The 25,621-nt window shown below is 43.9% G+C and carries 24 protein-coding genes, 1 pseudogene and 1 riboswitch; of the genes and pseudogenes, 20 read left to right on the forward strand and 5 right to left on the reverse strand.

Annotated features, from left to right (window positions below; translation table 11 throughout):
* Positions 1 to 4: 4 nt before the first annotated feature.
* Together E0D70_RS04950 and E0D70_RS04955 are read right to left on the reverse strand one after the other, a co-directional pair.
* Positions 5 to 394 (reverse strand): YraN family protein, encoded by a 390-nt coding sequence (locus E0D70_RS04950; RefSeq protein ID WP_133011172.1) that lies wholly within the window; start codon positions 392 to 394, stop codon positions 5 to 7.
* Entirely contained in the window at positions 339 to 2,186 is a 1,848-nt protein-coding gene (locus E0D70_RS04955) for a penicillin-binding protein activator (protein WP_133011173.1), read from the reverse strand. Before E0D70_RS04955 ends, E0D70_RS04950 begins: the two co-directional genes overlap by 56 nt.
* A gap of 11 nt (positions 2,187 to 2,197) precedes the next feature.
* Between E0D70_RS04955 and rsmI the strand changes: the two genes are divergently transcribed.
* The 9 genes from rsmI (at position 2,198) to E0D70_RS05000 (ending at position 10,741) form a co-directional block, all read left to right on the forward strand.
* Positions 2,198 to 3,079: a 16S rRNA (cytidine(1402)-2'-O)-methyltransferase gene (rsmI, locus tag E0D70_RS04960; RefSeq protein ID WP_133011174.1), complete on the forward strand. Its 882-nt coding sequence runs from the start codon at positions 2,198 to 2,200 to the stop codon at positions 3,077 to 3,079.
* Between the two features lie 106 nt (positions 3,080 to 3,185).
* The gene (locus E0D70_RS04965; protein ID WP_207923199.1) at positions 3,186 to 3,974 is read left to right on the forward strand and encodes a transporter substrate-binding domain-containing protein; all 789 of its coding nucleotides are present in this window, start codon (positions 3,186 to 3,188) and stop codon (positions 3,972 to 3,974) included.
* A 105-nt stretch (positions 3,975 to 4,079) separates the two neighbouring features.
* Positions 4,080 to 4,184: riboswitch (TPP riboswitch) on the forward strand.
* A gap of 189 nt (positions 4,185 to 4,373) precedes the next feature.
* Positions 4,374 to 6,326 carry a phosphomethylpyrimidine synthase ThiC gene (gene thiC / locus E0D70_RS04970; protein WP_133011175.1) on the forward strand — a complete coding sequence of 651 codons (1,953 nt, stop codon included), beginning with the start codon at positions 4,374 to 4,376 and terminating at the stop codon, positions 6,324 to 6,326.
* 13 nt (positions 6,327 to 6,339) lie between these two features.
* Positions 6,340 to 7,782: a thiamine phosphate synthase gene (thiE, locus tag E0D70_RS04975; RefSeq protein ID WP_133011176.1), complete on the forward strand. Its 1,443-nt coding sequence runs from the start codon at positions 6,340 to 6,342 to the stop codon at positions 7,780 to 7,782.
* Positions 7,775 to 7,984 carry a sulfur carrier protein ThiS gene (gene thiS / locus E0D70_RS04980; RefSeq protein ID WP_240536990.1) on the forward strand — a complete coding sequence of 70 codons (210 nt, stop codon included), beginning with the start codon at positions 7,775 to 7,777 and terminating at the stop codon, positions 7,982 to 7,984. Before thiE ends, thiS begins: the two co-directional genes overlap by 8 nt.
* Position 7,985: 1 nt before the next feature.
* The gene (locus E0D70_RS04985; RefSeq protein WP_276312841.1) at positions 7,986 to 8,762 is read left to right on the forward strand and encodes a thiazole synthase; all 777 of its coding nucleotides are present in this window, start codon (positions 7,986 to 7,988) and stop codon (positions 8,760 to 8,762) included.
* A complete protein-coding gene (gene thiH, locus E0D70_RS04990) occupies positions 8,759 to 9,922 on the forward strand; it encodes a 2-iminoacetate synthase ThiH (RefSeq protein WP_133011177.1) in 1,164 nt (387 codons plus the stop codon). The genes E0D70_RS04985 and thiH overlap by 4 nt, the downstream gene beginning before the upstream one ends.
* Positions 9,923 to 10,076: 154 nt before the next feature.
* The gene (locus tag E0D70_RS04995) at positions 10,077 to 10,502 is read left to right on the forward strand and encodes a secondary thiamine-phosphate synthase enzyme YjbQ (RefSeq protein WP_133011234.1); all 426 of its coding nucleotides are present in this window, start codon (positions 10,077 to 10,079) and stop codon (positions 10,500 to 10,502) included.
* A complete protein-coding gene (locus E0D70_RS05000; RefSeq protein ID WP_133011178.1) occupies positions 10,499 to 10,741 on the forward strand; it encodes a DUF2164 domain-containing protein in 243 nt (80 codons plus the stop codon). Before E0D70_RS04995 ends, E0D70_RS05000 begins: the two co-directional genes overlap by 4 nt.
* A gap of 527 nt (positions 10,742 to 11,268) precedes the next feature.
* Here E0D70_RS05000 and E0D70_RS05005 read toward each other — a convergent pair.
* A complete protein-coding gene (locus tag E0D70_RS05005; protein WP_133011179.1) occupies positions 11,269 to 12,102 on the reverse strand; it encodes a helix-turn-helix domain-containing protein in 834 nt (277 codons plus the stop codon).
* A 233-nt stretch (positions 12,103 to 12,335) separates the two neighbouring features.
* Here E0D70_RS05005 and E0D70_RS05010 point away from each other — a divergent pair, with 233 nt between their 5' ends.
* The 8 genes and pseudogenes from E0D70_RS05010 (at position 12,336) to E0D70_RS05045 (ending at position 20,272) form a co-directional block, all read left to right on the forward strand.
* Positions 12,336 to 13,475: an ornithine cyclodeaminase family protein gene (locus E0D70_RS05010; protein ID WP_133011180.1), complete on the forward strand. Its 1,140-nt coding sequence runs from the start codon at positions 12,336 to 12,338 to the stop codon at positions 13,473 to 13,475.
* Between the two features lie 80 nt (positions 13,476 to 13,555).
* Positions 13,556 to 13,975, forward strand: a complete 420-nt coding sequence (locus E0D70_RS05015; protein WP_133011181.1) for a RidA family protein — start codon at positions 13,556 to 13,558, stop codon at positions 13,973 to 13,975.
* Positions 13,976 to 14,038: 63 nt separating this feature from the next.
* Complete coding sequence (locus tag E0D70_RS05020) at positions 14,039 to 15,331, forward strand: NAD(P)/FAD-dependent oxidoreductase (RefSeq protein WP_133011182.1); 1,293 nt, start codon at positions 14,039 to 14,041, stop codon at positions 15,329 to 15,331.
* A gap of 37 nt (positions 15,332 to 15,368) precedes the next feature.
* A complete protein-coding gene (locus E0D70_RS05025) occupies positions 15,369 to 16,772 on the forward strand; it encodes an APC family permease (protein WP_133011183.1) in 1,404 nt (467 codons plus the stop codon).
* A 506-nt stretch (positions 16,773 to 17,278) separates the two neighbouring features.
* Positions 17,279 to 17,953, forward strand: a pseudogene (locus E0D70_RS17760) (methyl-accepting chemotaxis protein); the annotation flags it as partial.
* Positions 17,954 to 18,177: 224 nt separating this feature from the next.
* Positions 18,178 to 18,660: a Spy/CpxP family protein refolding chaperone gene (locus E0D70_RS05035; protein ID WP_133011185.1), complete on the forward strand. Its 483-nt coding sequence runs from the start codon at positions 18,178 to 18,180 to the stop codon at positions 18,658 to 18,660.
* A gap of 298 nt (positions 18,661 to 18,958) precedes the next feature.
* The gene (locus tag E0D70_RS05040; protein WP_133011186.1) at positions 18,959 to 19,945 is read left to right on the forward strand and encodes a DnaJ C-terminal domain-containing protein; all 987 of its coding nucleotides are present in this window, start codon (positions 18,959 to 18,961) and stop codon (positions 19,943 to 19,945) included.
* Between the two features lie 3 nt (positions 19,946 to 19,948).
* Positions 19,949 to 20,272 carry a chaperone modulator CbpM gene (locus E0D70_RS05045; RefSeq protein ID WP_133011187.1) on the forward strand — a complete coding sequence of 108 codons (324 nt, stop codon included), beginning with the start codon at positions 19,949 to 19,951 and terminating at the stop codon, positions 20,270 to 20,272.
* A gap of 201 nt (positions 20,273 to 20,473) precedes the next feature.
* On the opposite strand, the gene aroA is transcribed toward E0D70_RS05045, so the two are convergent.
* Together aroA and E0D70_RS05055 are read right to left on the reverse strand one after the other, a co-directional pair.
* Entirely contained in the window at positions 20,474 to 21,751 is a 1,278-nt protein-coding gene (gene aroA / locus E0D70_RS05050; RefSeq protein ID WP_133011235.1) for a 3-phosphoshikimate 1-carboxyvinyltransferase, read from the reverse strand.
* A 63-nt stretch (positions 21,752 to 21,814) separates the two neighbouring features.
* The gene (locus E0D70_RS05055; RefSeq protein WP_133011188.1) at positions 21,815 to 22,720 is read right to left on the reverse strand and encodes a MurR/RpiR family transcriptional regulator; all 906 of its coding nucleotides are present in this window, start codon (positions 22,718 to 22,720) and stop codon (positions 21,815 to 21,817) included.
* A gap of 208 nt (positions 22,721 to 22,928) precedes the next feature.
* Between E0D70_RS05055 and alc the strand changes: the two genes are divergently transcribed.
* The 3 genes from alc (at position 22,929) to E0D70_RS05070 (ending at position 25,452) form a co-directional block, all read left to right on the forward strand.
* The gene (alc, locus tag E0D70_RS05060) at positions 22,929 to 23,915 is read left to right on the forward strand and encodes an allantoicase (RefSeq protein WP_133011189.1); all 987 of its coding nucleotides are present in this window, start codon (positions 22,929 to 22,931) and stop codon (positions 23,913 to 23,915) included.
* A 9-nt stretch (positions 23,916 to 23,924) separates the two neighbouring features.
* On the forward strand, positions 23,925 to 24,455 hold the full coding sequence (locus tag E0D70_RS05065) for an ureidoglycolate lyase (RefSeq protein ID WP_133011190.1): 531 nt from the start codon (positions 23,925 to 23,927) through the stop codon (positions 24,453 to 24,455).
* Positions 24,456 to 24,531: 76 nt separating this feature from the next.
* Positions 24,532 to 25,452, forward strand: coding sequence for an aldo/keto reductase (locus tag E0D70_RS05070; RefSeq protein ID WP_133011191.1), 921 nt, complete (start codon positions 24,532 to 24,534; stop codon positions 25,450 to 25,452).
* The last annotated feature ends 169 nt before the right edge of the window (positions 25,453 to 25,621 follow it).

The following is a 25,621-nucleotide window of genomic DNA, read 5'->3' on the forward strand; positions in this document are numbered from 1 at the left end:
ATGGTTAAAATACTGCTTTAAGCCAGGTTAAATGTTGGGTGTCGATTTCTTGATCAAACAATATGGCGTCAAAACGACAGGCACTTGTTGATTTGTTATTTTTTTGTAGCCAATACTCAGCTGTGAGCCTGATTTTTCTCAGTTTCGAGGGGTTTAGGCTCTCAGCTGCACTCCCATGAAATGCATTCGCACGAAAACGTACTTCAACAAAAACATAGGTTTTATTATCTAGGAATATGAGATCAATTTCTCCCATACGGCTATGATAATTTCTATCAATGAGTCGTAACCCTTGTTGCTGCAAGTAGAGCTCAGCTGCTTCTTCAGCCTTCTCTCCATTATTTTTGGGCGTCGCTCGTTTCTGCTTTGTGAAAAAATTGGGTACTGATGGCATTAACCAAATGTCCTCTTTGGTAAGTCATAATCTCAGGTCGTTTATGAAATATACCATTTTTATCCATAGTAATAATGCCAGTGTTTGCAGAAAGTCGTGTGCTCTTTAACTGAACAAACAAAGGAAAGCGATTAGCGAGTAAATACGCATCGGCACCTAGCGCGTGTAAGCGGCGCAAAATATTCGAGTCGCGATCAGTAGACACTTCATTTAGGGTGTTATTTTTTTGTGCGATAGCGGGAATTTCTGTAAAAATAATGCGCTCTATATCACTAAAATTAATATTTTGTTCGGGCGGTGTGTCGTTTAATGTACTGCTAGACAGCATTGGAATGCTTTGAGCAAAGTAATAATCCAGCAAAGGGCGAACTTGTTTTGCTTCGCTTAGTTTGCCAACAAAATAGATATAGTCTAAATCTTGTCTTGGTCTCACGACACTGTCTACTTTTTCACCAGTCCATCTTTTGATTAGAGCGATGCGTTGCTTGCTTTCATTTATTAGTAAGAGCTTTTGAACGGCGCGTTGGCGATCGCTTGATGTGTTCTTATATGAAAGGTTAGCCGTTACACTAATATTGTCTTTTTGTGCGGTCTGAAGAAATTCATCACTCTGCCGTAATGCCCAGGTGTCTTGGGTGCTTAAAATAGCGGCTTTTTTTGCCCCGGCTTGTTTTGCAAAACTAATTAGCTCATGTATGTCGTCTTCCGAGCTGAGTGAGAAATAAAATAGGTTCTGTACCTTGGCATTACTTTCAAGCTGATTTAACGCAATGACTGGATGTTCTAAGTTCATTTGGCTAATGCGTGCAACGTTGTTCTTTTTAAGAGGGCCAATAATCACGTCGGGATTCAGTTGATTGGCTGCCGCTATGGCGTCGCTTATTTCTTTATAATCATTGGTGTTAACAATGGCGATGTCAGCACGTTTATTTGTTTGGTGATAATAAGCGGAGAAGAACCCTTTAATAATCGCTTGAGAAGCGCGTTCCAGTTTGCCACTCATCGGCAACATTAATACGATTTTAGTTGGCGGGGTTTCACCTAATTTTGCAATAATTTGGAAGTCCAATGGCGGGTTAATTGCAGCTGGGTGTTCTGGGTGTTGGCCTTGCCATTGTTGAAACTGTACAAGTTGTTGCTCTATGGAAAGCGTTTGGTTGCGTAAAATATTACTGATAGTGAGCCAGCCGTTGAGGTTGGGTAGGTTGGCTTGCTTCAGTTCTAGTACTTGCGTATCTGTCAGATTTTGGATCGATGTCCATAGCTGAGCTTGATTAAGCTTTTTGTTATCCCCAGTTAAAGTGTCGTCCAGAGAAAGGCGTAGCTTTATGGCTTCTGACCAATTGCCAGTGTGTTCAAAAATAGTGGCTTTTGTTTCACTTATTTGTATTTGGTTTTCAGTTTCATTAGCGGATGGTAGTGCTTCAGCTTGGGCTAATAAATCCATTGCACTCATTGGATCATCGCGCTTCGCTGCAATAAGTGATGCTAGTAACAATGCTTTAAACTGTATGCGTGAAGGCGTAGTTAATATTTTATCACCTAGTGCGTCTCGGGCTTTTAGGTAATCGCCATCTTTATAGCTTTGTAGGGCATTGTCATAAGCGTCTGTTAATTCTTTTGGCGCTTTATAGGGGTGATAAATACTGTCAGGCGCTCCACTTTCTTGGCTTCCAGGTGGTGCGTACTGAGGTGAATTGTCCTGAGATCTATTTAAATTCGTCGAGCTACAAGCACTTAGCAGCAATGCACAGACGGTTAATGATATGATGCGGAGATTAATTAGGCTCATAAGCTCATAAAATGACAGATAAAAGAGGCAGTATGGTAGCACATAGTTCAGATGATGTGAGGGGCACGCTATACATAGTTGCAACTCCGATTGGTAATCTTGATGATTTTAGTAGAAGAGCTGAAAAGATTTTACGGGAAGTAGACTATATTGCCGCAGAAGACACGCGTCATACGCGCCGTCTATTGAATCACTTTGGTATCGAGGCGAAGCTTTTTTCGATCCACGATCATAATGAAAAAGACAAATCCGAGTACGTCGCCAGTTTGCTCGAAGAGGGCAAAAGCGTGGCCTTAGTGTCGGATGCTGGAACGCCGCTTATTTCTGACCCAGGTTATCACATTGTCAGCTTTTTGCGGGCTCGAGGGTTAACTGTTGCGCCTGTACCAGGTGCTTGTGCTTTGATTTCTGCTTTGTGTGCCTCAGGTTTGCCGACGGACCAATTCTTTTTTGCAGGCTTTGTACCAGCGAAGTCCAAAGCGCGTTGTGATTTGTTTGACTCATGGAAAACGCAAGCGGGAACCGTAGTATTTTACGAATCAACCCATCGTATTTATGATTCAATTAAGGATGTTTTGAGTGTCTACGGTGACGATGCTCGACTCGTGCTTGCTCGAGAAGTTACTAAGACGTTTGAAACTTTTTTATCGGGTACGGCGGCGGAAATACTCGCGATGTTTGATGCCGATGCGAACCAAATGCGCGGCGAGTTCGTGGTAATGCTGAGTTTTACGCAAGAAAGTGGTGATGAAAAAGAACTTGAAGCCAAGCGTATTTTGGGGATCTTGTTAGAAGATTTACCGGTTAAGCAAGCCGCGGCAATGGCGGCTAAATTAACGGGTGAGAAGAAGAATTATCTTTATAAAATGGCACTAGAAATGCAAAATACATAATGGAATAGGTTCAAACCTTAAAAAAATCCAAGATAGAATGAGTAAATTAATTTCTGATAAAAGTGATTAATTAGAGCGATATCAATCAAACAATGGATGTATTCATATGTCATTTAAAAATAATAAAAAAAACATGGTTAAGTTTTTGTCTCTTGCCTCTTTGGTTTTGTTGGGTTCTCAGCTTGCACATGCACGCACTTGGGATCAAATTCAGCAAAGTGGCGAGCTTAAAGTAGGCATGACAGGCGACTATTCACCGTTAACGTTTCACAGCAAAACGGGAGAATTAAAAGGCTTTGATGTCGATATGACGACACGACTAGCAAAATCAATGGGATTAAAAGTGCATTTTGTTAAGACGAGCTGGCCAACGCTGTCGGCAGATCTTGCCGCTGACAAATTTGATGTAGCGGCTGGTGGTGTAACGAAAACGCAGAAGCGTGAAAAACAATTTTATTTGTCTGATTCCGTGGCTAAAAATGGCAAAATAATTCTGACTAACTGTGCGAATACTAAGTCACTTCAAACACTAGAAGAAATCAATAAACCTAATGTTAGTGTGATTGTAAACCCAGGTGGGACGAACCAAGCCTACGTTGATTCCCATATTACAAATGCGAAGATTATTAGAACCAAAGATAATTTTGCTAATTTACAGGGGATTCGTGAAAACACAGCCGATGTGATGATTACTGATTTGATTGAAGGTAATTATTATCAACTAAAAGAAAAAGGTGTTTTTTGTGTTTCTTCAAAACAAATATTAGCGGGCACCTCAAGTGTTAAAGCGTATATGGTCAAGAAAGATAATAAGCAATTACTTAACAAAATCAATGCTTGGCTTGAAGGCTCAGATAAAATGGCTTTAGCTAAACATTGGGGTATATCTGAGTAATTAGGGCTACAAAAAGAACCATTCTTATTGTTTTTTTTTGATCGCCTGGTCGACTCTAATGTGGGCGCTGAGTGTTTACATTAGAGAAAGACTGGGTATACTCGTTGGCACTTGTCGGAGTGCCATTTGGCTGAGATCGCATCATTAAGTGCGGGATCCGCAGAACCTGATCGGGTTAACACCCGCGTAGGAAACAAGAAAGTCTCTATTTTTCTTATCTGCATCAAATGAACTCCTGTGAAGGTTGTTAATTTGATGTCGCGTTCTTTTTATCATCTTTTAATACCTCCACAGGGCTCATCTTTTTTGCGAACTAAATCCCGTTAATAATGGGTATTTTTTGTCGTAATCGAGCACCCAGACAAGCAATTCTCTATTTTTTCATAGTAGGAACTGCTTATGTCAACCTCACAAAAAATCACTAAAAAAACCCGAGATCAAGCGCGTCTTGATGCCAAAACTTTTATCGAATCCCTACAAGCAAGGCCTTTTCCTGCGTCTGAGCGTATTTACCTTACGGGATCAGAAGAGTCCATTCGCGTGCCAATGCGCAAAATCAATCTGACGGATACGCCAATCGGTTCAGATCCAGATAATTTGACCTTCGAACCTAATGAAGCGATTTACGTGTACGATTGCTCAGGTTCTTATGCAGACCCAGAAGCCAATATAGATGTGCACCAAGGCTTGGCGGCCATGCGTGCGCCTTGGATTGAACGCCGTCAAGACTCCATAACATTACCCCATGTGTCGTCAGAATTTGCTCAAGCGCGATTGACGGATATTGCCCTTGAATCCCTGCGTTTTCAAAATTTACTGACAGTACGAAAAGCCCGTAAAGGTAAGTGTGTCACTCAAATGCACTACGCTAGACAAGGCATAGTTACCCCTGAAATGGAATACATTGCGCTGCGTGAAAATCAAAATTTAGACGCCATAAAAAGTGAGTTATTACGCAAGCAGCATCCTGGACAAAGCTTTGGCGCCAATATCCAAACGCGCATTACGCCAGAATTTGTCCGCGATGAAGTGGCCGCTGGTCGCGCTATTATTCCTGCCAATATTAATCACCCAGAAAGCGAACCGATGATCATTGGGCGTAACTTTTTGGTAAAAGTGAACGCCAACATTGGTAATTCAGCGGTGACATCTTCCATTGAAGAAGAGGTCGAAAAGTTGGTTTGGTCAACCCGTTGGGGTGCTGATACCGTGATGGATTTGTCCACCGGTAAAAACATCCATGAAACCCGCGAATGGATCTTGCGTAATTCTCCAGTGCCCATTGGTACTGTGCCGATTTACCAAGCGTTAGAAAAAGTGAACGGCGTGGCTGAAGCGCTTAATTGGGAAGTCTTTAAAGACACCTTAATCGAGCAGGCTGAACAAGGCGTGGATTATTTCACCATTCATGCCGGTGTGTTACTGCGTTTTGTACCTATGACGGCAAAGCGCTTAACCGGCATAGTGTCTCGTGGTGGTTCCATCATGGCGAAATGGTGCTTGGCTCACCATCAAGAGAGCTTCTTGTATGAGCGTTTTCGCGATATTTGTAAAATCTGCGCCGCCTACGATGTGTCACTTTCGTTGGGCGATGGCTTACGCCCCGGTTCGATTATGGACGCCAACGACGAAGCACAAATGTCAGAACTGCGCACCCTAGGTGAGTTGACGAAAGTGGCGTGGGAATACGATGTGCAAGTGATGATCGAAGGCCCTGGTCATGTGCCAATGCAGTTGATCAAAGAGAACATGACCGAGCAATTGGAACATTGTCATGAAGCGCCATTTTATACCTTAGGGCCGCTCACTCAAGACATTGCACCGGGTTACGATCACATTACCTCTGGTATAGGCGCCGCGCAAATTGGTTGGTATGGCTGTGCCATGCTGTGCTACGTGACGCCCAAAGAGCATTTGGGGTTACCGAATAAAGAAGACGTTAAAGAAGGTTTGATTACCTACAAAATCGCCGCCCATGCCGCGGATTTAGCTAAAGGTCACCCCGGCGCTCAAGTACGTGACAATGCGTTATCGAAGGCGCGTTTTGAGTTCCGCTGGGAAGACCAATTTAATCTTGCGCTTGACCCAGACACAGCGCGCGCTTATCACGATGAAACCTTGCCTCAGGCGTCTGGTAAAGTCGCGCATTTTTGCTCTATGTGTGGTCCGAAATTCTGCTCTATGAAAATCACTCAAGAAGTACGTGAGTATGCCAAAGGCTTAGAAGATCAAGCGGCAGCGGCACAGCAAGATGCCGAAGAGGGTATGCAGAAAATGTCTGAGCAGTTTCGTGAGTTGGGCAGTGATGTCTATTTGACCACAGACAAGTTAATCACAGACAAGTTGGCTTAGGTTGAGAGATAACATGAATAAACTTCCCGTTATTTGGCAGGTTGGCGCACGTCAATCTTGCTCTGACTCGTTTGCCTTATCTGTGTCGATTGCCGAGCACTTACCGTGTGTTATGAAGTATATCGACAGTTATCAGCAAGCAGGCGCGTCCACTTACCCCTGCTCATTTGTCGAGTTCGATGACCAATGGCAAACGCTGCTTGATCAATCTATGCCCGATGTCATTTATCTGCATGCACTGCCATCCAACGAATTGGTCGTGTGCTGCGCTAAATGGCTTCAGCATATCAAGGCGTTATTGCCGTCAGTGGTTGTGGTGCTCAATGCTGACCTTGGTAGCAATGTGAATTGTCAGCGCTTTTTGAGTGAGTTACTCGCCTGTACGGATGTCGTTCTAGCGCCGAAGCGTCAGCTTGATTGCTTAATAGATTGTCACGATACGACGTCTGTAGCAGATGTTCATACCGCGTTAGTGCCTTGGTTTGCAGTCTCTGACGCTGTGTGGCTGTTGACCGATGAGCAGGATTCATCGGTGTGGTATGTGACGAAGCAGAAAATGTACGATTTCTCGTTTGCCTGTGACTCTGTTGCTTTAACACAGGCGCAATCCTACCGCCGAGCTTTTTCAATGGCCTGTTTTTTAGGTCATGGTTACGACGAGCTGGATGCCACTACCATGGCGCAAACCTATTTGGCCAGTGATCTTGATGGTCATGCTGGCTGGCCTAATCAAACTCAGTACTTACCGACCGTGACTGAGTTAAGCGACGGCCAAGCAGGCGCCGTCGAATCTAAAACAACCGCGAGTAGGCTAACGTTTGCCACGATCGATAAACAGAAATTTGGTTTATACCCGGTGGTCGATTCTTTAGCGTGGTTGGAATTGGTGCTAGAAAATGGCGCCACCACGGCTCAACTGCGTATTAAAGACCCTAGTACGTCGACATTAGACAGCCAAATTAAAAGTGCGGTGGCCCTTGGCCAGCGTTATCAGGCTCAGGTGTTTATTAATGACTACTGGCAAAAGGCCATTGAACATGGTGCTTTTGGTATTCATCTTGGGCAAGAAGACTTAGAGGTTGCTGACTTGGCGGCCATTAGCCAAGCAGGACTGGCGCTGGGTATCAGCACCCACGGCTATTTTGAAATTGCCAACGCGATGAAGATCAACCCCAGTTACATCGCACTGGGTCATATTTTTCCTACGCAAACCAAAGACATGCCATCACAGCCACAAGGGCTGACACGGTTAGCGCTTTATGCTGCCTTGCTCAAAGGTGTTTATCCGACGGTTGCCATTGGCGGTATCAGTGCTGAGCGTGTGGCTCCTGTACTGAAAACAGGGGTCGACAGTGTAGCCTTGGTGACCGCGATTACGAAAGCTCTGAACCCAGAGCAAGCCACGCGCGATCTATTGTCTGTGTATCAAACCGAAAAGGCGCTTCTTGATGAGTAACGAAATCATGCTTTATGTGAATGACAGCCCAATGTCTTGTGTTGGCAAGACGCTAGCGGATTTATTGCAACAACTTGAGAAACCGTCTCAAGGCATTGCGGTGGCGATCAATCACGCCGTGGTGCCTAAAAGCGTATGGGCCACGACCCTGCTTGAAGACAATATGAATGTGTTTATTTTTGAATCTATTGCAGGAGGTTAACGTGTCATCTTTAATGATTGCAGGTCATGAATTTCAATCACGATTATTTACCGGTACCGGTAAATACGCCAGCGCTGAGGCGATGATGGCATCGATCAATGCCAGTGGCAGTGAGCTGGTTACCTTGTCGTTACGTCGTATGGATTTAAAACACCAAAGTGACAATATTCTTCAGCCATTGCAGCAGCATGGCATTAAGTTACTGCCCAATACCTCAGGTGCTCGCACTGCAAAAGAGGCGGTGTTTGCCGCCCAATTGGCGCGTGAAGCATTGGAGACTAACTGGGTTAAGTTAGAGATTCATCCTGATCCTAGGTATTTAATGCCTGATGCGATTGAAACCTTGGCCGCCGCAGAAGAGCTCGTCAAGCAGGGCTTTATAGTGATGCCCTATGTGCATGCCGATCCAGTGTTATGTAAACGTTTGGAAGAAGTCGGTTGCCAATGTGTGATGCCACTCGGGTCGCCTATTGGTTCTAATATGGGCTTGGCTAGCAAACCCTTTTTGGAAATTATTATTGAGCAGAGTCAGGTGCCCGTGATTGTGGATGCGGGTATCGGAGCACCATCGGATGCGGCCTTAGCGTTAGAAATGGGCGCCGATGCGGTGCTGGTGAATACCGCAATGGCCGTGGCGCAAGATCCTGCGCAAATGAGTTTGGCCTTTAAAATGGCGGTAGAAGCAGGGCGCTTGGCGTATGAATCTGGCTTGGGTGAAAAGCGTCAGCAGGCGCAAGCGTCTAGCCCTTTCACAGATTTTGTTGGTAGCTTGTCATGAGTACCGCTAAAACACTTCATATTTGCCCGCAGAGTCCTGAGGTCGAAGGGCAATTTAGTGCTGTGCTGGCCGCGCAGTCTTGGCAGCAGACCAGCCGTTTGCATGAGTCAATAAACGATCAGGACGTTAAACTTGCATTGGCTAAGAAACGCTTGGACATTAATGACTTCGCGGCGCTTATTTCGCCTGCTGCAGAGCCTTATTTAATGCAAATGCTGGCAAAATCGGAGCAACTGACGAAACAGCGTTTTGGTAACACAGTGAGCTTATTTGCCCCTTTATACCTGTCGAATACCTGCGCGAATGAATGCACCTATTGTGGTTTTTCCATGAGCAATGCGATTAAGCGACTGACCTTAAACGAAGGGCATATCGCCAAAGAAATGACGGCGATCAAAGGCAAAGGTTTTGACAGTATTTTGTTGGTCACGGGAGAAACGAATAAGGTATCGATGCCGTATTTCAAGCGCATGATTCCCTTGATTAAGCCGCACTTTAGTCAGCTCTCTATGGAAGTGCAGCCGCTAGAATCTGAAGAATATAAAACCCTGCAAGGTATTGGTTTAGATGCGGTGTTGGTCTATCAAGAAACATACCGACGACAAACCTATTTAGAGCATCATTTACGCGGAAATAAGTCCGATTTTAATTATCGTCTCGATGCCCCAGATCGCATCGGTCAGGCTGGTATTCATAAAATTGGCTTAGGTGTTTTATTAGGATTAGAAGATTGGCGTACTGACTCGATCATGATGGCTAAGCATTTACGTCATTTGCAAAAGCGCTATTGGCGCAGTCGTTTTAGCGTAGCGTTTCCTCGTATTCGTCCTTGCGCTGGTGGCATAGTGCCTAAATCAGTGATTTCTGATCGTCAGCTGGTGCAATTGATTGCGGCGTGGCGTTTATTTGATGCGGATCTTGAAATGAGTCTATCCACGCGAGAGTCGGCTGAGTTTCGAGATCATGCGGTGCGGATGGGCTTTACGACCATGAGTGCTGAATCCAAAACCCAACCAGGGGGGTATGCAGAAGACGCTCCACAAGCGTTGGAGCAATTTGAGATCAGTGATGAGCGATCGGTGGACGACATCGCAGAGATGATCCGCCGCCAAGGGCGTGAAGTCATCTGGAAAGATTGGGACCCAGCATTGAGTCATTAAGTTATTGAGTCATTAAACCGTTGAGTCTGGATCATTAAGTAAAGCGTATTTTTATTCATGCTTCTGGATAGTATAGGATAGCCCCATGTGCAGCCATGAATCAGCGGCTGAGCATGGGGTTTTTTGTCTTAAATCATCATCAGCAAGGTGTACTATGTGGTATCAAAAAGAGCTTACACTGCCAAGAAAGCCAAGAGGTTTTCACCTCATTACAGACGATATTATCCGCGCTATACCTGAGCTACGGACGATAAAAATCGGCTTGTGCCATGTCTTTATTCAACACACCTCTGCCTCACTGACGATAAACGAAAACGCGGATGTTACCGTGCGCGAGGATTTCGAAAGCTATTTCAACCGGGCAGTGCGAGAAGGTGAGCCCTATTACCGTCATAATGACGAAGGTGACGACGATTTACCCGCCCACATAAAAAGCAGTTTGCTTGGTGCAAGCGTGCAGATACCGATTAGCAATGGCCAGCTCAACATGGGTCTTTGGCAAGGCATTTATTTAGGAGAGCATCGAGACCAAGGGGGCGAACGCTCGCTTATTATTACCCTTAACGGAGAGAGGTTATGAGTAAATTAACGCTAGATGAGGCGGATAAGGTTAAGATGACTGACCAATTAAAATCTTATTTAGAACAAGAGTTTGACCTGAGTGTTGGGGCTTTTGATGTCGAATTTCTATTGGATTTCATCACTGATAATTTTTCTGCCACTTATTATAACAAAGGCCTGAGGGACGCTCAGCAAGTGATGCAAGAAAAGATGGAAACTGTTCATGATGCTCTTTATGAACTAGAACTTCCGACGTAATAGCCGGCTAAGTGTCTGTTATAAATAGGGTTGTTGGGTGATAAGCCACGAATAAAGAATTATTCCTGACAGCAGTCTGACAAGATTTACTAAGCAGTTTCAGCGCACTGACATACATTGACAAAAAAACTCTTATACTGAATCCATGTTGTAGGGGTTGTTCTTTGTTCCCTTTGGGCAGCCTAGGCGATGTGGAAGTAAGTGTGAAAATCTGAAGATGATGCAGGTTTTCACACCAGTAAGGATATTAGAGCTCCAATTTTTCATTGATAGTTGTTGAGTGTTGCCCCAGTTGTCAAAGGCTGGGGCTTTTTTATATAAAGTACAATCAAATTATTTTCAATTCTTCTAAATTAAGATAATAAAGCACATCACTTTTTTTAAATCTAGATGAGAGTGAATTTCAATGCAATTTAAATTGGAAAATACAATTTAAATTGACCAATATTATTTAATACTTTTTTTATGGTTTAAATATTTTCATGCACTATTTTGTTGTGTGTAACTAAATTATGCTCTAGTTTGGATCATAAATAATGAAGTTTATTAATATAGTCATCATGTTTTACACTGTTTTTATATAGTAAAGGCGTGGTGCTAACCAGCTTCTTGAACTCTTTTTGAAAGTGAGACTGATCGCTAAAACCTAGATCAAAGGCTAAATTTGAAAGCTCAAGGTGGTCGCTGTGATTGATATTATAAACCGCAGACTGGCAGCGTACGATGCGACTAAAAAGCTTCGGTGATACGCCAATGTCATCAATGAATAAGCGTTGGATAGTGCGTCTTGTGTAGCCGGTTAGTGCTTCCATATCTTGTATTTTTATATTGCCGTTATGCTGATAAATACTTTTCATTACTTGGTACGTTGTTGCGGAGCATTTTCGTGCTTCTTGGTGCCCGTAGAATTGTTCAAAATAGGCGACTTGTTCAGTAAAGCATTCTGTGTTTATTATTTGTTCAAATAATTGATTTATATTGGGATTTATTTCATTTAGGGTGTGTTCGTTGCAGACCAGTTCTTGTGCCGACGTGGCTAGAAAATCCGGCATTATGCCGGCAGAAAAACGCACCCCAAAATAACGATGACCGCGATTGAATGGTATGCTGGTGGCTTCCAGTGGCGTGCCATATACCTTGGCGCTTGGCCGGCTGCTGTCGCAATCAAAAAGAATATCTACACAGCCGTCAGGAATCGCAAAAATAGCCTCATCATCGTCTTTCACCTCAAAGCTGTAAAAATGTGAGATAGACGCATTGCGAGCATTCGAAAGGGAAAACTTTTGTGCAGCACTGAGTACCATCCAAGGTTGTTTAGAACGAATGCTTTTTAAATTGGATAACAATTCATGAGTAGACATACGTATAACCTGACATTTATGTAATCTATTACATATAGCAAATTAAGTGCCAATATTATTTTGGTAATATTTATAGTCTTATGTCCCAAAAATACAATACGAAATAAATCGGTATTACTAATATCGAAATGCCTGCTAAACATTCATTTTTATTTTATAGAGCTTGTTAGGTTTCTAAAAAGTAATTTTCGAATTAGCAGAATTTTATTCAATTTTATATTTTGGGTGATGCTATGTCTGACAATACAAAAATCGATTTTATCTATCTTTCTGAACAAGACATGATCAAGGCGGGCGTAACCGATATGCCGACTTGCGTCGACACCATGGAAGAGATGTTTGCTCTGCTTTATAAGGGTGACTATCGGATGGCTGGAGCCAACAATGATTCCCATGGCGCTATGGTGACATTCCCTGAGACATCTGACATTCCTAACATGCCTCATCATACGCCAGATCGTCGCTTGATGGCGATGCCGGCGTATCTAGGGGGCGATTACCAAACATGTGGCGTGAAGTGGTATGGCTCAAACATAGCAAATCGTGAAAGGGGTTTACCACGCTCCATTTTGATGATGACACTAAACGATGTCGATACTGGCGCACCCTTGGCCCATATGTCTGCCAATTTATTATCGGCCTATCGCACAGGAGCCGTTCCAGGTGTGGGAGCGCGTCATTTAGCACGTAAAAACTCAAAGGTTATTGGTCTATTAGGGCCTGGCGTTATGGGAAAAACGTCGGTTGCTGCGTTTATGGCGGTATGTCCGAATATTGATACCTTAAAAGTAAAAGGGCGTGGTCAGAAGAGTTTGGATGACTTTTTAACCTGGGTAAATGTCACTTTTCCACAAATCACCAATGTACAAGTGGTGGATACCCTTGAAGAGGTGGTGCGTGATTCAGACATAGTCACTTACTGCAACTCAGGTGAAACAGGGGATGTGTCGACTTACCCGATAGTGAAGCGAGAGTGGGTGAAATCAGGGGCGTATATTTCTATGCCTGCCTATTGCCGATTAGACGAAGATCTTGAAAAAGACGATGTTCGTAAAATTCTCGACAACCCAGGTCTATACGACGCTTGGTATGAAGAAGCGCCAAAACCGTCTCATATGTACATTCCTATCATCGGCTGTCGCTTTCTAGATATGGTCGAAGAGGGACTAATGAGTAAAGACAGCCTTGAAGACCTAGGAGCCATAGCGGCTGGTGCTGCGCCGGGGCGTTTAAATGACGAAGAAATTATCATCTTGTCTGTCGGTGGGTTGCCAACGGAAGACGTGGCATGGGCCACTAAAATTTATCGTAATGCGTTAGAGAAGAATATTGGTGTGAAATTGAATCTCTGGGATACCCCAGAACTTCGTTAATTTCATCGTGCAATTGAAGAGTGCATTAAGTGTGTTTTGTGCTCTTCAGATCATTCTTATTTAACTTATTAGGTAACCCCATGGCGAAAATTATAAAACTAAAAACGGGCTCTAAATTCGAAGAGTCCGCGAGCTATTCCCGACTTGTAGCCGTTGATAATTGGATTTATGTCTCCAATACAGCGGGCCGCAATCCTGTCAGCAAAGAAATTCCAGACGATTTACTGCAACAAACTCAACAAGTGTTCGACAACATTGAAGCGGCGTTAGCGTCGGTAGAGGCCTGTTTAGGCGATGTTGTGATGTCTCGAGTCTTTATTCAGAATCCTGCGGACACCATGGCCGTGATGAACTTTATCGGCACTAAGTTTAAAGGCATTGACCCTGCTACGACGGTAACATCGCCACCATTAGGTTCCAGCGAATATAAGGTTGAATTGGAGGTGACTGCGTATCGTGGTGCCGCCACAGCGGAGCTTGAAAAGAGACAGCTGTCTTAAGCGGCATTCCGTCATGATTGGGCTGAATGGCTTTGGGTATTAAGTAATGGATAGGGCAAGGGTATGACAAAAACACTCGATAGATTCAATACGACAGATGAACTCCCTGCAGCGACGACGGTGGTGATTATTGGCGGCGGTATTGTGGGGGTGTCCGCGGCACTGACGTTAGCCGAGCGCAATATTCCAGTTGTATTGATTGAAAAAGGCCATGTGGCGGGTGAACAGTCTTCGCGAAATTTAGGTTGGGTGCGTAAAACCAGCCGGCATGCGGCAGATATTCCATTGGCGATGGCCGCAGATCGCTTGTGGTCCGAAATGCCAGAGCGTGTGGGTCATTCATTGGGTTACCAACAAGCAGGAATCATGTTTCTTGCCAAAGACGATGAACAAATGGCAACTCATGAAGCGTGGCTAAACTCGGTGAAGTCGTTTGACCTTGATTCTACTTTACTAAGTTCTGCACAAGTTGATCAACGCGTTCCAGGTGGAAAAGGGAATTGGGTAGGTGGCATTTATACCGGCTCTGATGGTCGAGCCGAGCCTTCTGATGCTGTTCCTATGATGGCCAAAGCGGCGATTGAAAAGGGCGCCATTATCATTCAGCACTGCGCCGTTCGTATGTTGTCGACTTCTGGAGGCAAGGTGAGTGGTGTGGTCACAGAAAAAGGGGAAATTCGCTGTGAACAAGTATTGCTAGCGAGTGGTGCGTGGTCGCGACGCTTTTTAGGGAATCATGGTATCTCGTTACCGACTCTGCCAGTAATTTGCTCTGTTATGCGTACCAAGCCGATGGAAGGTCCAACGGATATTGCCGTGGGTGCACCGGATTTCTCTTTTAGAAAACATCAAGATGGTGGCTTTATCGTCACTCAGCGTGGGGCATTAGATGCGCCTATTACGCTAGACCATTTCACTGTGGGATGGCGTTACTTAGAGCAGTTGCGTGCTCAACGACGTTTTTTACGTGTATCAATGGGGCGTTATTTCTTTAAAGATTTGGCGCTGAAACGCCGCTGGAAAGCGGACAGTGTTAGCCCATTTGAGCGTATTCGTACCATGAACCCTGCAGTAAACCCCGCGCTCAATCATGAAGCGATGACGAACCTTCGTGATGCTTGGCCCATTTTCAATAATGCGGAGTTGGCGGAAGCTTGGGCAGGTCTGATTGACATCACTCCTGACTCAAATCCTGTTATCGATCATGTAAAAGCAATACCAGGACTGACGCTCGCAACGGGTTTTTCAGGACATGGTTTTGGTACTGGACCTGCTGCCGGACAATTGGCCGCGGACCTTGTATCCAATGCTGCTCCTCTTATTGACCCAAGCCCTTACCGATTTGATCGGTTCTGAAATAGCTAATTTCTATTCATTGAAAAGGAACATTATTATGAGTGACCTTACCGTGACACAAAACGCAAAAATGGCGAGCAGTAATGCCTTACTAAACTCAAGCTCGAAAAAGATTGGGTTATTGACCATGATGTCGATCTGTATCGGCTTGGTTATTGTACAGGGAGCGATGATCTCTGGTTTACAAGGGGTAGGGATGGGTGGAACCACCTTTCTATTCGCCATGATGGCAGCACTGTTGATTTCTCAGTGTAATGCCATGAGTTTTGCGGAATTGTCGTTGATGTTTCCTCAAGAAGGGACATTGGCCACTTATACCCAAAAGGCAATTGGTCATTTTCCAGCGATTGTTGCTGTGTTTGCCGGTTATGTTGTTGTGGCTTGCTTAGCAATACCGGTAGAAATGTTTTTGGTCGATGCCATGGTAGGTGAGCTATTGCCCGGCGTGTTCCCAGAAAAAGTCATCCCTTTAGCAATTCTTGTTGTGCTGACTATTACAAATTTGGTCGGAGCGGATGTATTTGCCAAGGTACAGAATGTGCTGGCATTCATTCTTGTAAGTGCGCTAATTATTCTCGGGCTAGTGGCCATTACCGGGATAGATCAGCCTCATGCTGTTGTTTCAGGCACCCATGTTAGCTGGGGATTTGATGGCGTTGTCGATGGTAGTTTTATCGGGCTTATTGCTCTGGCAATGTGGTTATTTGTTGGCGCTGAATATATTTGCCCAATGATTAATGAGGTAAAAGACCCAGTGAAAAATATCCCCAAAGCCATGCAGTTGTCGTTATTTGCCATCTTTGGAATATTTGCCTTGTTTGTATATGGTGCGAGTTTATATCTCAATACGGAAACTTTATTGGGATCACCCATTCCGTATTTAGATTACTCGAACGCGGTGTTTGGCAAAGCGGGTTTGTTCATTGCGACTATTATGGGACTGGCGGCAACATGCAGTACCATCAATACTATTTTAGCGGCTTTACCGCGTATGTTGCATGGCATGGCTAAAGATAAACAAGCCTTTCCAGTGTTAAAAGCAACGAACCGTTTCAACACGCCTTGGGTTGGAATAGTGATGATGGCCGTGTTGTCATCTATTCCTTTTATAGCGCTTGGTATTGATTCACTGATTGTCTTGGTCATTGCCGCGACGACTAGCTACTTATTGGCTTATATCATTGCTCATGTGGATGTCATTGTATTGCGTATGCGCATGCCAAAGCATCAACGCCCATACAAGACACCGTTTTATCCGTTGCCTCAGATTCTCGGTATTGCAGCCATGGTGTATGTAGCGCTGAACAACTCACCCTCTCCTGAAATGACGCAAACGGTCTACAGTATTGCTGGTGGCATGCTGAGTGTGATTTGTTTGATTGCTGCAGTGTGGGTGAAATTTTATATGAAACGAGATTTGTTTGAAGCAGACATGGATTAAAGAGTCGAATTTTGAGAGTCGCCGCCAGCTTAAATGATGAGTCGCTGGCGGCTAGCTTTTGTATGCGCTCTGGCGAGTATTCAACACTAAGGATGATTATGCTGTTTGGAACGAAACGAATTAAGTTGCTAGAAAATGAATTAATGGCCGTTAAAAAAGAAAAACGCTTGCTAGAAGAAGAGGTGTTTTCGCTAAGAGAAAAAAGTGTAGTGCAGGCGCTTGAACAACAAAATTTACCACCAACCAATAGTTATTCAGAACAATTTCTTGATGCGAAGCAAGCTGTTTTAGGCCCTGTATTAGACACCATTAATAAAATTTCAGAACGTTTGTTTGATCCGATGAGTGCGTCTGAAGGGACGAATGGCGATATTGAGAAAAACAAACAAGGGATTGTTACATTAACAAAAGATATGTCTGACATCGCCTTACAAACAAGTCTTAGTTTGCAAGATATGAACGAGCTTAAAGGCATTGCCGCTGACATAAAAGGTTTTATTGATACGATACAAAGTATTTCTGCACAAACTAATTTACTTGCGTTGAACGCCGCTATTGAAGCAGCTCGAGCAGGGGAGCATGGACGTGGTTTTGCGGTCGTCGCTGATGAGGTTAGGTCGTTGGCAAATAAGACTAGGGAATCTAGTGAAAATATTTCAGCTTTAGTCCAGCGTATTGACGAAAGAACAACCTTAGTCTGTGGGCAAATTGAATTGCTTCATTGTTCATCTCAAAAGGTCAGTGATTCTAGCTCAGCGTTGGCGGCCTCTTTTCAAAACACCGCGAGTAATATCGCTATGCTTATGGAGTCCGGTTATCAATCGATGGGCTTTGCTCATATGTCCTCTGCTGTTCTTGAGTTGACTAAATGGCAAACAGAAGTGGTTTTGGCTGTTTCAAAAGGGGATTTATCTGCGCTAAATTTGGATGTTAAAACAACGAAGTTTGCAGATTGGTACTACCATGGCACTGACAATGAATTTAACTTTCGCTCTCAACCTAGCTATCTGAGTATTGCAGATGAGATGGACTTGTTGAATCAACTGGCTCAAGAGCTTGGCCGGATACCGAAATCTGACATTGCTCAATTAGTTCAAATTGATCGTGAAATGATGAACCATGTACTGGCCATCCATGACTTTATGCATACGCTTTTGCAGTATTTATTCAAAAACATTTGATCAAAAAAACGCACCCCCTTCACTACATGGATAGATATGTATTTTTGTATGACACTCTTGAGCGTTGCTTCGGACTTTACTAAATTACATTGTAATGACGACTTTTCTTTTACGTTTTGATGACAAGTTTGGCATCTTATTCCTCTCTCTTTGGTATTGTTTGGCGAATTTATCGCCATAATGAAATCTAATAAATCAGTTGAGAAGGGGCTTAAAGAATTATTATGCTGAATCGCAAAAAAGCAGGAATACTAAGTGTTGTTGGGTTAAGTGCCGTTATTCTGTCGGGAGTGGCCACCAATGCACTTGCAGACACCCAATCATCATTGCCAAAAGCTCATACCACCGCAGCAACGAGTCAACAAATTGCGGATAGCATGGCCGCCGATATGGCCAAAAAATTAGATTTGAATGCGGTGACTGAAAAGAAGGTCTCTTCATTGTTTAAAGTAGATGGCGAAAAAATCCGCACTATGCAAATGCAGCTAGGTGAAAATCGTCATGCGTTGAATGCGCTATCTCCAAAAGATAAAACGTACATGAAGCAAGTGGATAAATTAGCTGAGAAAAGCGCCGACCTTACTAAGCAATTAACCATTCAATACGCGAAAAGCCGTGCTGAGTTGTATGCATTATTGACCCCAGATCAAATTAAGAAGTTAGAGAATTACGGAAAACAAGCACCTAAGCCACCCAAAGAAAGTTGATTTTATAGTTTTAAGCTATGTTTCTTAAAATAGCTTAATTGAGTCAGATTTAAATACATTATTCGATTGTTGTTGAGAGTATTGCCTCAGTTTGAAAAAACTGGGGCTTTTTTAATGCCAAAGCAGAGGCGATCCATGTCATACAATTCGCATTATGTTTCCTGTAAGGACGATCTAGATCAATCTTGTGTGAATATTAGACAGCGCAAGCCGAGCAAAAGAGTATGCTAATAGTAGTAATTTATTTATACCTTCCTTAAAGCCGTAACAGGGGTTCTTTTTATGAAAGAGAGACATTATGGAGTTTAAAGACTATTACAAAATTTTGGGTGTGCCTGAGCAAGCTGATGTCTCGACGATAAAATCGAGCTATCGAAAACTCGCTCGAAAATATCATCCCGATGTCAGCAAAGAAAAAGATGCTGAACAGCATTTTAAAGAAGTTGGTGAAGCTTATACCGTATTAAAAGACGCCGAAAAACGAGCTGAATACGATATGTTGCGTCAGCAAGGGACACGTCAGGCAGATGGTGGATTTAGACCACCGCCAAATTGGCAGAATGCTCACGCTGATAATGGCGGGTTTGGTCCAGGAGGGAGTGGCGACTTTAGTGATTTCTTCGATTCAATTTTTGGCGCTCAAGGTGGTGGTTTTCATCAGGCCGGTGGTTCAGCTCATCGTTCTCAAAGCCACCATTCGGCCAATCATCGCGGGCGCGATATACACCATAAAATCGCCCTGTTTTTAGAAGAAGCCTATGAAGGTTGCCAGCGACAATTATCTTTACGGGTTTCTGAACCAGATGAAAATGGTTTTATAAGACAGCGTGATAAAGTACTCAATGTTAAAATTCCTGCAGGCGTGATGCAGGGCCAGCATATTCGTTTGGCCGGACAGGGCGAAGCGGGTGTTGGTGAAGGTAAAGCAGGTGATTTACTGCTTGAGATTGAATTTGCTCCGCACCCTTATTTTGCTGTAGATGGAAAAAATATTTTACTTACTTTGCCTATTAGTTGTTGGGAAGCCGCGCTGGGTACGTCAGTAGAAGCACCTACTATCAGTGGCAAGGTGAAATTGAAAGTGCCTAAAGGCGCCAACAGTGGTAACAAGCTGCGCATTAAAGGCAAAGGCTTGGTTGGCAAAACAGGTGAAAAAGCAGGCGATCAAATTGTTACACTACAAGTTAGCTTGCCAACTTCACACAGTAGTGAGGCAGAAGCGCTTTATCAGAAGTTATCTGAATGTGAAGCTGATTTTAACCCACGCCATGTTTTCGAGGGGTAGATTATGTCTAAGTCAGAGATAGTGGTTATCGAGTCTACTCTAAGCGAGCATAGGCTATTCACTTTAGAGGAAGTCTGTGAGCGATGTGGTTCACATACTGACATCATTATTGAAATGATTGAATACGGAATTGTGGAGCCCATCGAGCGTCCATCTCCTACTATTTGGCATTTTAATACGCAAGCAGTGGTCAGATTGCAGCGTGCGCAAAGATTGATGGATGAGTTAGAGCTAAACTTATCGGGTGTTGCTCTTAGTCTTGAATTACTGGATAAAATTGACGATTTGCAAAATCACATAGCGGTATTGAAAAGTCAGCTGCCTTAAGTTAAATCAAGCCAATAGATTGATGTTGAACTGAGCCTCGGTTGTATAAAACTGGGGCTTTTTTATTGATAATATCAGACCGTAAAAAAGGGCAGTGGCATTATCTACAGTGCCGAAGGCGTGAGGGATGTTACGTACATGAATATGACACCGTCTCACCTTACAAGATGGGAGGCGGTGTCTTCTATTTCAAATGACGTTTTAGCTAGTAACCGTGTTGAATAACTCAAAGTAGGTCGGGAAGGTTTTTGAGGTACAACCCGGATCATTGATGGTGACTGGGGTGTCTGAAAAAGCAACCAGTGAGAAACACATGGCAATGCGGTGATCATTGTAGGTGTCGATCGCAGCATGGTTTAGCTTGGCTACTGGGGTAACGGTAATAAAATCTTCCCCTTCAATAACATCAGCTCCCAGTTTTTTAAGCTCGGTCGCCATGGCGTATAAGCGATCTGTTTCTTTGACGCGCCAGTTATAAATATTGCGGATCGTGGTAGGGCCTTTAGCAAATAGTGCGGTTGTCGCAATGGTCATGGCCGCATCAGGGATGTGATTCATATCCAAGTCTACGCCATTTAATTCACAGTGCTCAGCTTCTATCCAAGTAGGGCCGTAAGTGATTTTGGCGCCCATTTGAGCTAACACATCGGCAAATTTCACATCCCCTTGTACGCTGTCTGTACCGACACCGTGCACCTTAATTTTACCCCCAGCAATGGCTGCTGCCGCTAAGAAGTAAGATGCTGAAGACGCATCGCCTTCCACCATGATTTCACCAGGGCTTTGGTACGTCTGCTGGCCTTTGACAACAAAGGCTTGGTAATTTTGATTTTCTACCTCCACTCCGAATTGCTTCATCGCGTGCAGTGTAATATCGATATAAGGCTTAGAGACTAATTCACCGTCTACTTTGATGGTTAAGTCGCCTTGAGCCAGAGGGGCGCTCATTAGAATGGCGGTTAGGAATTGGCTAGAAATATTCCCTTTGATAGAGACTTCGCCACCGGATAAACCATTGGCTTTAATGCAAAGTGGTGGGTAGTTTGTATCGCCTTCGTAGCTAATGTCTACACCAAGTGCTTGCAACGCATCGACTAGATCACCGATTGGGCGCTCGTGCATGCGTGGCTCACCGTGAAGGTGGAATTCACCTTGACCTAAGCAAAGCGCTGCAGTCAGTGGTCGCATGGCGGTGCCTGCATTGCCTAAGAATAAATCGCCAAAGTCAGCTTGGATTGGGCCTGCAAGGCCTTCCAATATACAGGTAGTGCCTTGGTCTTCTAGAGAGTAGTTAACCCCTAACTTTGTTAAACTAGCGAGCATGTGTTTGATGTCGTCACTGTCTAGCAAATTTGTAATTTTAGTGGTGCCCTTGGCTAGCGTGGACAGTAGTAAAATACGGTTTGAAAGGCTTTTAGATCCGGGTATTTGGATTTCGCCATTGGCGTGGGAAAGAGGGCCAAGTGTTATTGAGTTCATCATAAAGTCCGTTAGGTTTCTTATATATATTCGTATTATGACGGTGAGTGATTCACCGTTTGCTTATTCGTTTTCGCTAAAATTATCGATTAAGGCGCCATTGTTTAGCGCCGCCATATCTAACTCGTTGAGTGTTTGATAGGTGGCTTCGATTGTTTGGATGCGCTCATTCGCGCTGTCATAGCTTTCTTGATAAACACTGCTGGCGATCATGCTGATTAGGTTCATCACGCTGGCATAGGAGTCAAAGGCAGAAACGCCACGGACGACACAAGGGAAATGTAAGTCGCTAATTTCGTGAGGATTAACATCTGCATGGTCAGTAATGTAAACCAGCCTAATGCCTTTTTGGCGTAAGCTTATCATGAGGTTTTTTAGCCAAGAAGGACGACGTCGCACTCCCATAATAATCACGATGTCTTCTTTGGTGAAACCGGCCACTTCTTCGCCCAGTGTTTGGCCTGGTAGTGGCAATAGTTGCACTCCAGTTCGACATTGAGTGAGCTGTTGACGCAGGTGTAAACCAAGGGCGTGATTATTTCGATAGCCAATAATGTAGACTTTTTCTGCAAGGCTAATCCAGCGAATAGCCGTTTGATAATCTTTTGTATTGATCGACTCTAAGGTGCGACGAATATTGCTCTGATCACAGGTAACGTAATCTTGAAAGAGTGTCGACAGCGGACGATTATCCGGTTGTTTCTCGGCAATAGGGGCTCCCCAGCGACGAGCGGCGCGTACCTGTTTTTTTACTTCGGTAAAATCCTTGTACCCTAGGCGTTGTAATAAACGCGTTACGGCGGATTTAGAAACATCAGCAAGCTTAGCAAGCTCAGTAGCAGAGTAGGTCGCAATGTCCCCCTGATGGTTTAGGATACAGGCAGCCAGCTTTTGCTGAGTAGGCGAAAGTTGGTCGTAAATAAGCTTAATTCGTTGTTCTATCGATTGATCTTGCATCATTAGTGTCATATTAATTCGCGAGTTGACAAATAATGAAGGAAAACGCGGCGACAGGGAAGGGGGCGTGCAAAGTTAGTTCTCGATTGGTTACTTAAATAAAAGATTCAAAAGTTTTACCTTTTCTTATTTTGAAACAAATGTATTATCTATGTATTCATTAAATCACAATTATGCTTGGAATGTTTCTCTGTTCTGTGCCGCTATATAAGGAGTATTCATGTCTCAATCTACCACCGTTTGGTATGGTGTAAATCTAGCCTCAGAGCGTTTAGGTGCAAAAGCACTGTTTGCCAACGACGATTTTTTTGCGCCAAAAGAAAGAATGCTACAAGACAGTGATCCTGTCTTTATCCCTGGAAAATACGACGATAATGGTAAATGGATGGACGGCTGGGAAACCAGACGTAAACGTGAACAAGGTTATGATTACTGTATTGTTCAATTAGCTGTATCTGGACGCATTAATAAAGTGGAAATTGATACGCGCCACTTTACGGGTAATTTTGCACCGGCGGCAATGTTAGACGCGTGTTTTAGTGATGGCGCGCCAACGGAAACGACAGTATGGACACCGCTTACAGAAACAGTTGCACTTGAAGGCAATACCCAAAAGCTTGTCGATATAGAAAGTAACGAGGTATATACCCATATTCGGTTAAATATTTACCCTGACGGCGGCGTCGCTCGCTTGCGTGTTTATGGTCAGCCTGAAGTAGAGTGGGACGGGTTAGCATCACAATCGTTGGATTTGTTAGCGATGGAAGTGGGTGGTCGTGCGATCAGTGCTAATGATGAGCATTTCGGCACTAAACACAACTTAAACTTACCAGGTAAAGGTCTTAATATGGGCGATGGCTGGGAAACTCGTCGCCGTCGTGAACCAGGTAATGATTGGGTTATTTTAGCATTGGGTCATCGTGGTGACATTGAAGAAATAATCATTGATACCGCTTTCTTTAAAGGCAACTTCGCTGATGCGTGCTCTATCCAGGTCGCGGATGTTCAAAATTTACCAGAAAGTACACTGGCGGCTCAAAGCTTATATTGGCAAGAGCTGTTACCAAAATCTAAATTAGGTGCCGATCAAGAACATTCATTTAAAGAAGCGTTGGCGAGTGTAGGTCCGATTACACATCTACGGGTAAATATCTTCCCTGATGGTGGTATCAGTCGTATTCGAGCAATCGGTAAACCCGTTCTTTAAGGCGTTGTTATGATACTTATTCCAGAAACATTAACGGTAGAGGCTTTTGCGCCTTTTGGAGATGTGATCGAGGCGAATGAGGCGGCTCATTCGTTTTTGATCAATGGCGGGACGACTCAGCGTTTTCATAATCTAGCTGAGGTGGCTTTTGAAGGAGGTGACAGTGCTCAATCAACGGATAACGCTCGTGCTGGTATAAGCGTCTTCCGAGGGCAAGCTAGGCGTTTCCCAATGCCTATTAATATGCTGGAAAGGCACCCGAAAGGGTCGCAAGCTTTTGTTCCACTGCAAGATCTGCCGTATTTGGTTGTTGTTGCTCCTAATGGTGACAATGATCAACCAGATCTTGCGAAACTTCGCTTGTTTTATGTTCATTCCAAGCAAGGCGTTAATTACCGTCAAGGTACTTGGCATCATCCATTATTAGCGTTACAGGAAACGTCTGATTTTTTGGTGGTGGATCGAATCGGTGGTGGTGCTAACTGCGACGAGTTTTTCTTTCCAGAAGAAGGGATATTCACCATTGAAAAATGGAAATAAACGCTGAGAGTTTGCGATGAAAGTGAGATGGCTTAGAATGCATATTTGTATTTAAAACACGAAAGGACGTTCCGTTATGCGCCATCAATATCACCCTTTGGGGTTTGAAGGATCTCGAATCGCACAAGGCTTTTGGCGTTGTGCTGAATGGAATATGTCACCGGCCGAGCGATTGGCTTTTATTGAAGCAAGTTTGGCGTTAGGCGTGACCACGTTTGATCACGCCGATATTTATGGCGATTATCTGTGTGAAGGGTTATTTGGTGAGGCTTTAGCGCTAAAGCCTGCATTACGCGATAACATGGAGATCATCACTAAATGCGGTATTCTTCTGCCTTCTGCTAATCGACCTGATATTGGTTTTCATCGCTACGATTACCGTAGCCAACATATTATTGACAGCGTGGATGCTTCGTTAGCGGCTTTGCAATGTGAATACATAGATACCTTGTTGTTGCATCGCCCCAGCCCTTTGATGGATGCTGATGAGGTGGCGCAAACGCTTGATCACTTATTTACACTGGGTAAAGTAAAGCATTTCGGTGTTTCTAACTTCACCGCTTCTCAGTTTGATCTTTTACAGTCTCGCTTGGATGCGCCTTTAGTGGTTAATCAACTAGAGCTGTCGCCTATTGCACTACAGCATTTTGAAGACGGCACCTTAGACCACGCTCAGCAACATGCAGTGACGCCAATGGCGTGGTCGCCGTTGGCAGGAGGGGCTTTGTTCTCAGCTTCTGATCACCAAGGGGTAGAGGGAAATGAAAAAATACTAAGAGTGCGGTGTGTGTTGCAAGAGATTGCAACGAGACGCGAAGTTTCTATAGATAAGGTTGTTGTTGCTTGGTTGTTGCGCCACCCATCAGGGATTTGTCCAGTGATGGGGTCGGGAAAAATTGAGCGACTTGAGCGTGTTGTTAGCGCGACTAAATTAGTATTGAGCGATGATGATTGGTTCAGAATTTGGACGGCTTCTCAAGGGCATTCAGTGCCTTAGGCGGTAAGTTTTATTAATCTAAGGCATTCTCTAAGGCCGTTTAAGTATTCACTTAAACGGCCTTTTTAATGAGTAAATTCGGGCTGTTTTTTACTGATTAAAAGTGTATTTGGTTATTTTTGAATATTTCTTGGAACTTATGAGAATTGCTAGGGTCAGTTAAACTGTA

It is taken from the genome of Marinomonas flavescens, assembly GCF_004352835.1.
Taxonomy (GTDB): domain Bacteria; phylum Pseudomonadota; class Gammaproteobacteria; order Pseudomonadales; family Marinomonadaceae; genus Marinomonas; species Marinomonas flavescens.

Bases quoted from the DNA above. Each gene is read 5' to 3' on its own strand.
- E0D70_RS04950 (WP_133011172.1), bottom strand. From the start codon at position 394: ATGCCATCAGTACCCAATTTTTTCACAAAGCAGAAACGAGCGACGCCC.
- E0D70_RS04955 (WP_133011173.1), bottom strand. From the start codon at position 2,186: ATGAGCCTAATTAATCTCCGCATCATATCATTAACCGTCTGTGCATTG.
- rsmI (WP_133011174.1), top strand. From the start codon at position 2,198: ATGACAGATAAAAGAGGCAGTATGGTAGCACATAGTTCAGATGATGTG.
- E0D70_RS04965 (WP_207923199.1), top strand. From the start codon at position 3,186: ATGTCATTTAAAAATAATAAAAAAAACATGGTTAAGTTTTTGTCTCTT.
- thiC (WP_133011175.1), top strand. From the start codon at position 4,374: ATGTCAACCTCACAAAAAATCACTAAAAAAACCCGAGATCAAGCGCGT.
- thiE (WP_133011176.1), top strand. From the start codon at position 6,340: ATGAATAAACTTCCCGTTATTTGGCAGGTTGGCGCACGTCAATCTTGC.
- thiS (WP_240536990.1), top strand. From the start codon at position 7,775: ATGAGTAACGAAATCATGCTTTATGTGAATGACAGCCCAATGTCTTGT.
- thiH (WP_133011177.1), top strand. From the start codon at position 8,759: ATGAGTACCGCTAAAACACTTCATATTTGCCCGCAGAGTCCTGAGGTC.
- E0D70_RS04995 (WP_133011234.1), top strand. From the start codon at position 10,077: ATGTGGTATCAAAAAGAGCTTACACTGCCAAGAAAGCCAAGAGGTTTT.
- E0D70_RS05000 (WP_133011178.1), top strand. From the start codon at position 10,499: ATGAGTAAATTAACGCTAGATGAGGCGGATAAGGTTAAGATGACTGAC.
- E0D70_RS05005 (WP_133011179.1), bottom strand. From the start codon at position 12,102: ATGTCTACTCATGAATTGTTATCCAATTTAAAAAGCATTCGTTCTAAA.
- E0D70_RS05010 (WP_133011180.1), top strand. From the start codon at position 12,336: ATGTCTGACAATACAAAAATCGATTTTATCTATCTTTCTGAACAAGAC.
- E0D70_RS05015 (WP_133011181.1), top strand. From the start codon at position 13,556: ATGGCGAAAATTATAAAACTAAAAACGGGCTCTAAATTCGAAGAGTCC.
- E0D70_RS05020 (WP_133011182.1), top strand. From the start codon at position 14,039: ATGACAAAAACACTCGATAGATTCAATACGACAGATGAACTCCCTGCA.
- E0D70_RS05025 (WP_133011183.1), top strand. From the start codon at position 15,369: ATGAGTGACCTTACCGTGACACAAAACGCAAAAATGGCGAGCAGTAAT.
- E0D70_RS05035 (WP_133011185.1), top strand. From the start codon at position 18,178: ATGCTGAATCGCAAAAAAGCAGGAATACTAAGTGTTGTTGGGTTAAGT.
- E0D70_RS05040 (WP_133011186.1), top strand. From the start codon at position 18,959: ATGGAGTTTAAAGACTATTACAAAATTTTGGGTGTGCCTGAGCAAGCT.
- E0D70_RS05045 (WP_133011187.1), top strand. From the start codon at position 19,949: ATGTCTAAGTCAGAGATAGTGGTTATCGAGTCTACTCTAAGCGAGCAT.
- aroA (WP_133011235.1), bottom strand. From the start codon at position 21,751: ATGAACTCAATAACACTTGGCCCTCTTTCCCACGCCAATGGCGAAATC.
- E0D70_RS05055 (WP_133011188.1), bottom strand. From the start codon at position 22,720: ATGACACTAATGATGCAAGATCAATCGATAGAACAACGAATTAAGCTT.
- alc (WP_133011189.1), top strand. From the start codon at position 22,929: ATGTCTCAATCTACCACCGTTTGGTATGGTGTAAATCTAGCCTCAGAG.
- E0D70_RS05065 (WP_133011190.1), top strand. From the start codon at position 23,925: ATGATACTTATTCCAGAAACATTAACGGTAGAGGCTTTTGCGCCTTTT.
- E0D70_RS05070 (WP_133011191.1), top strand. From the start codon at position 24,532: ATGCGCCATCAATATCACCCTTTGGGGTTTGAAGGATCTCGAATCGCA.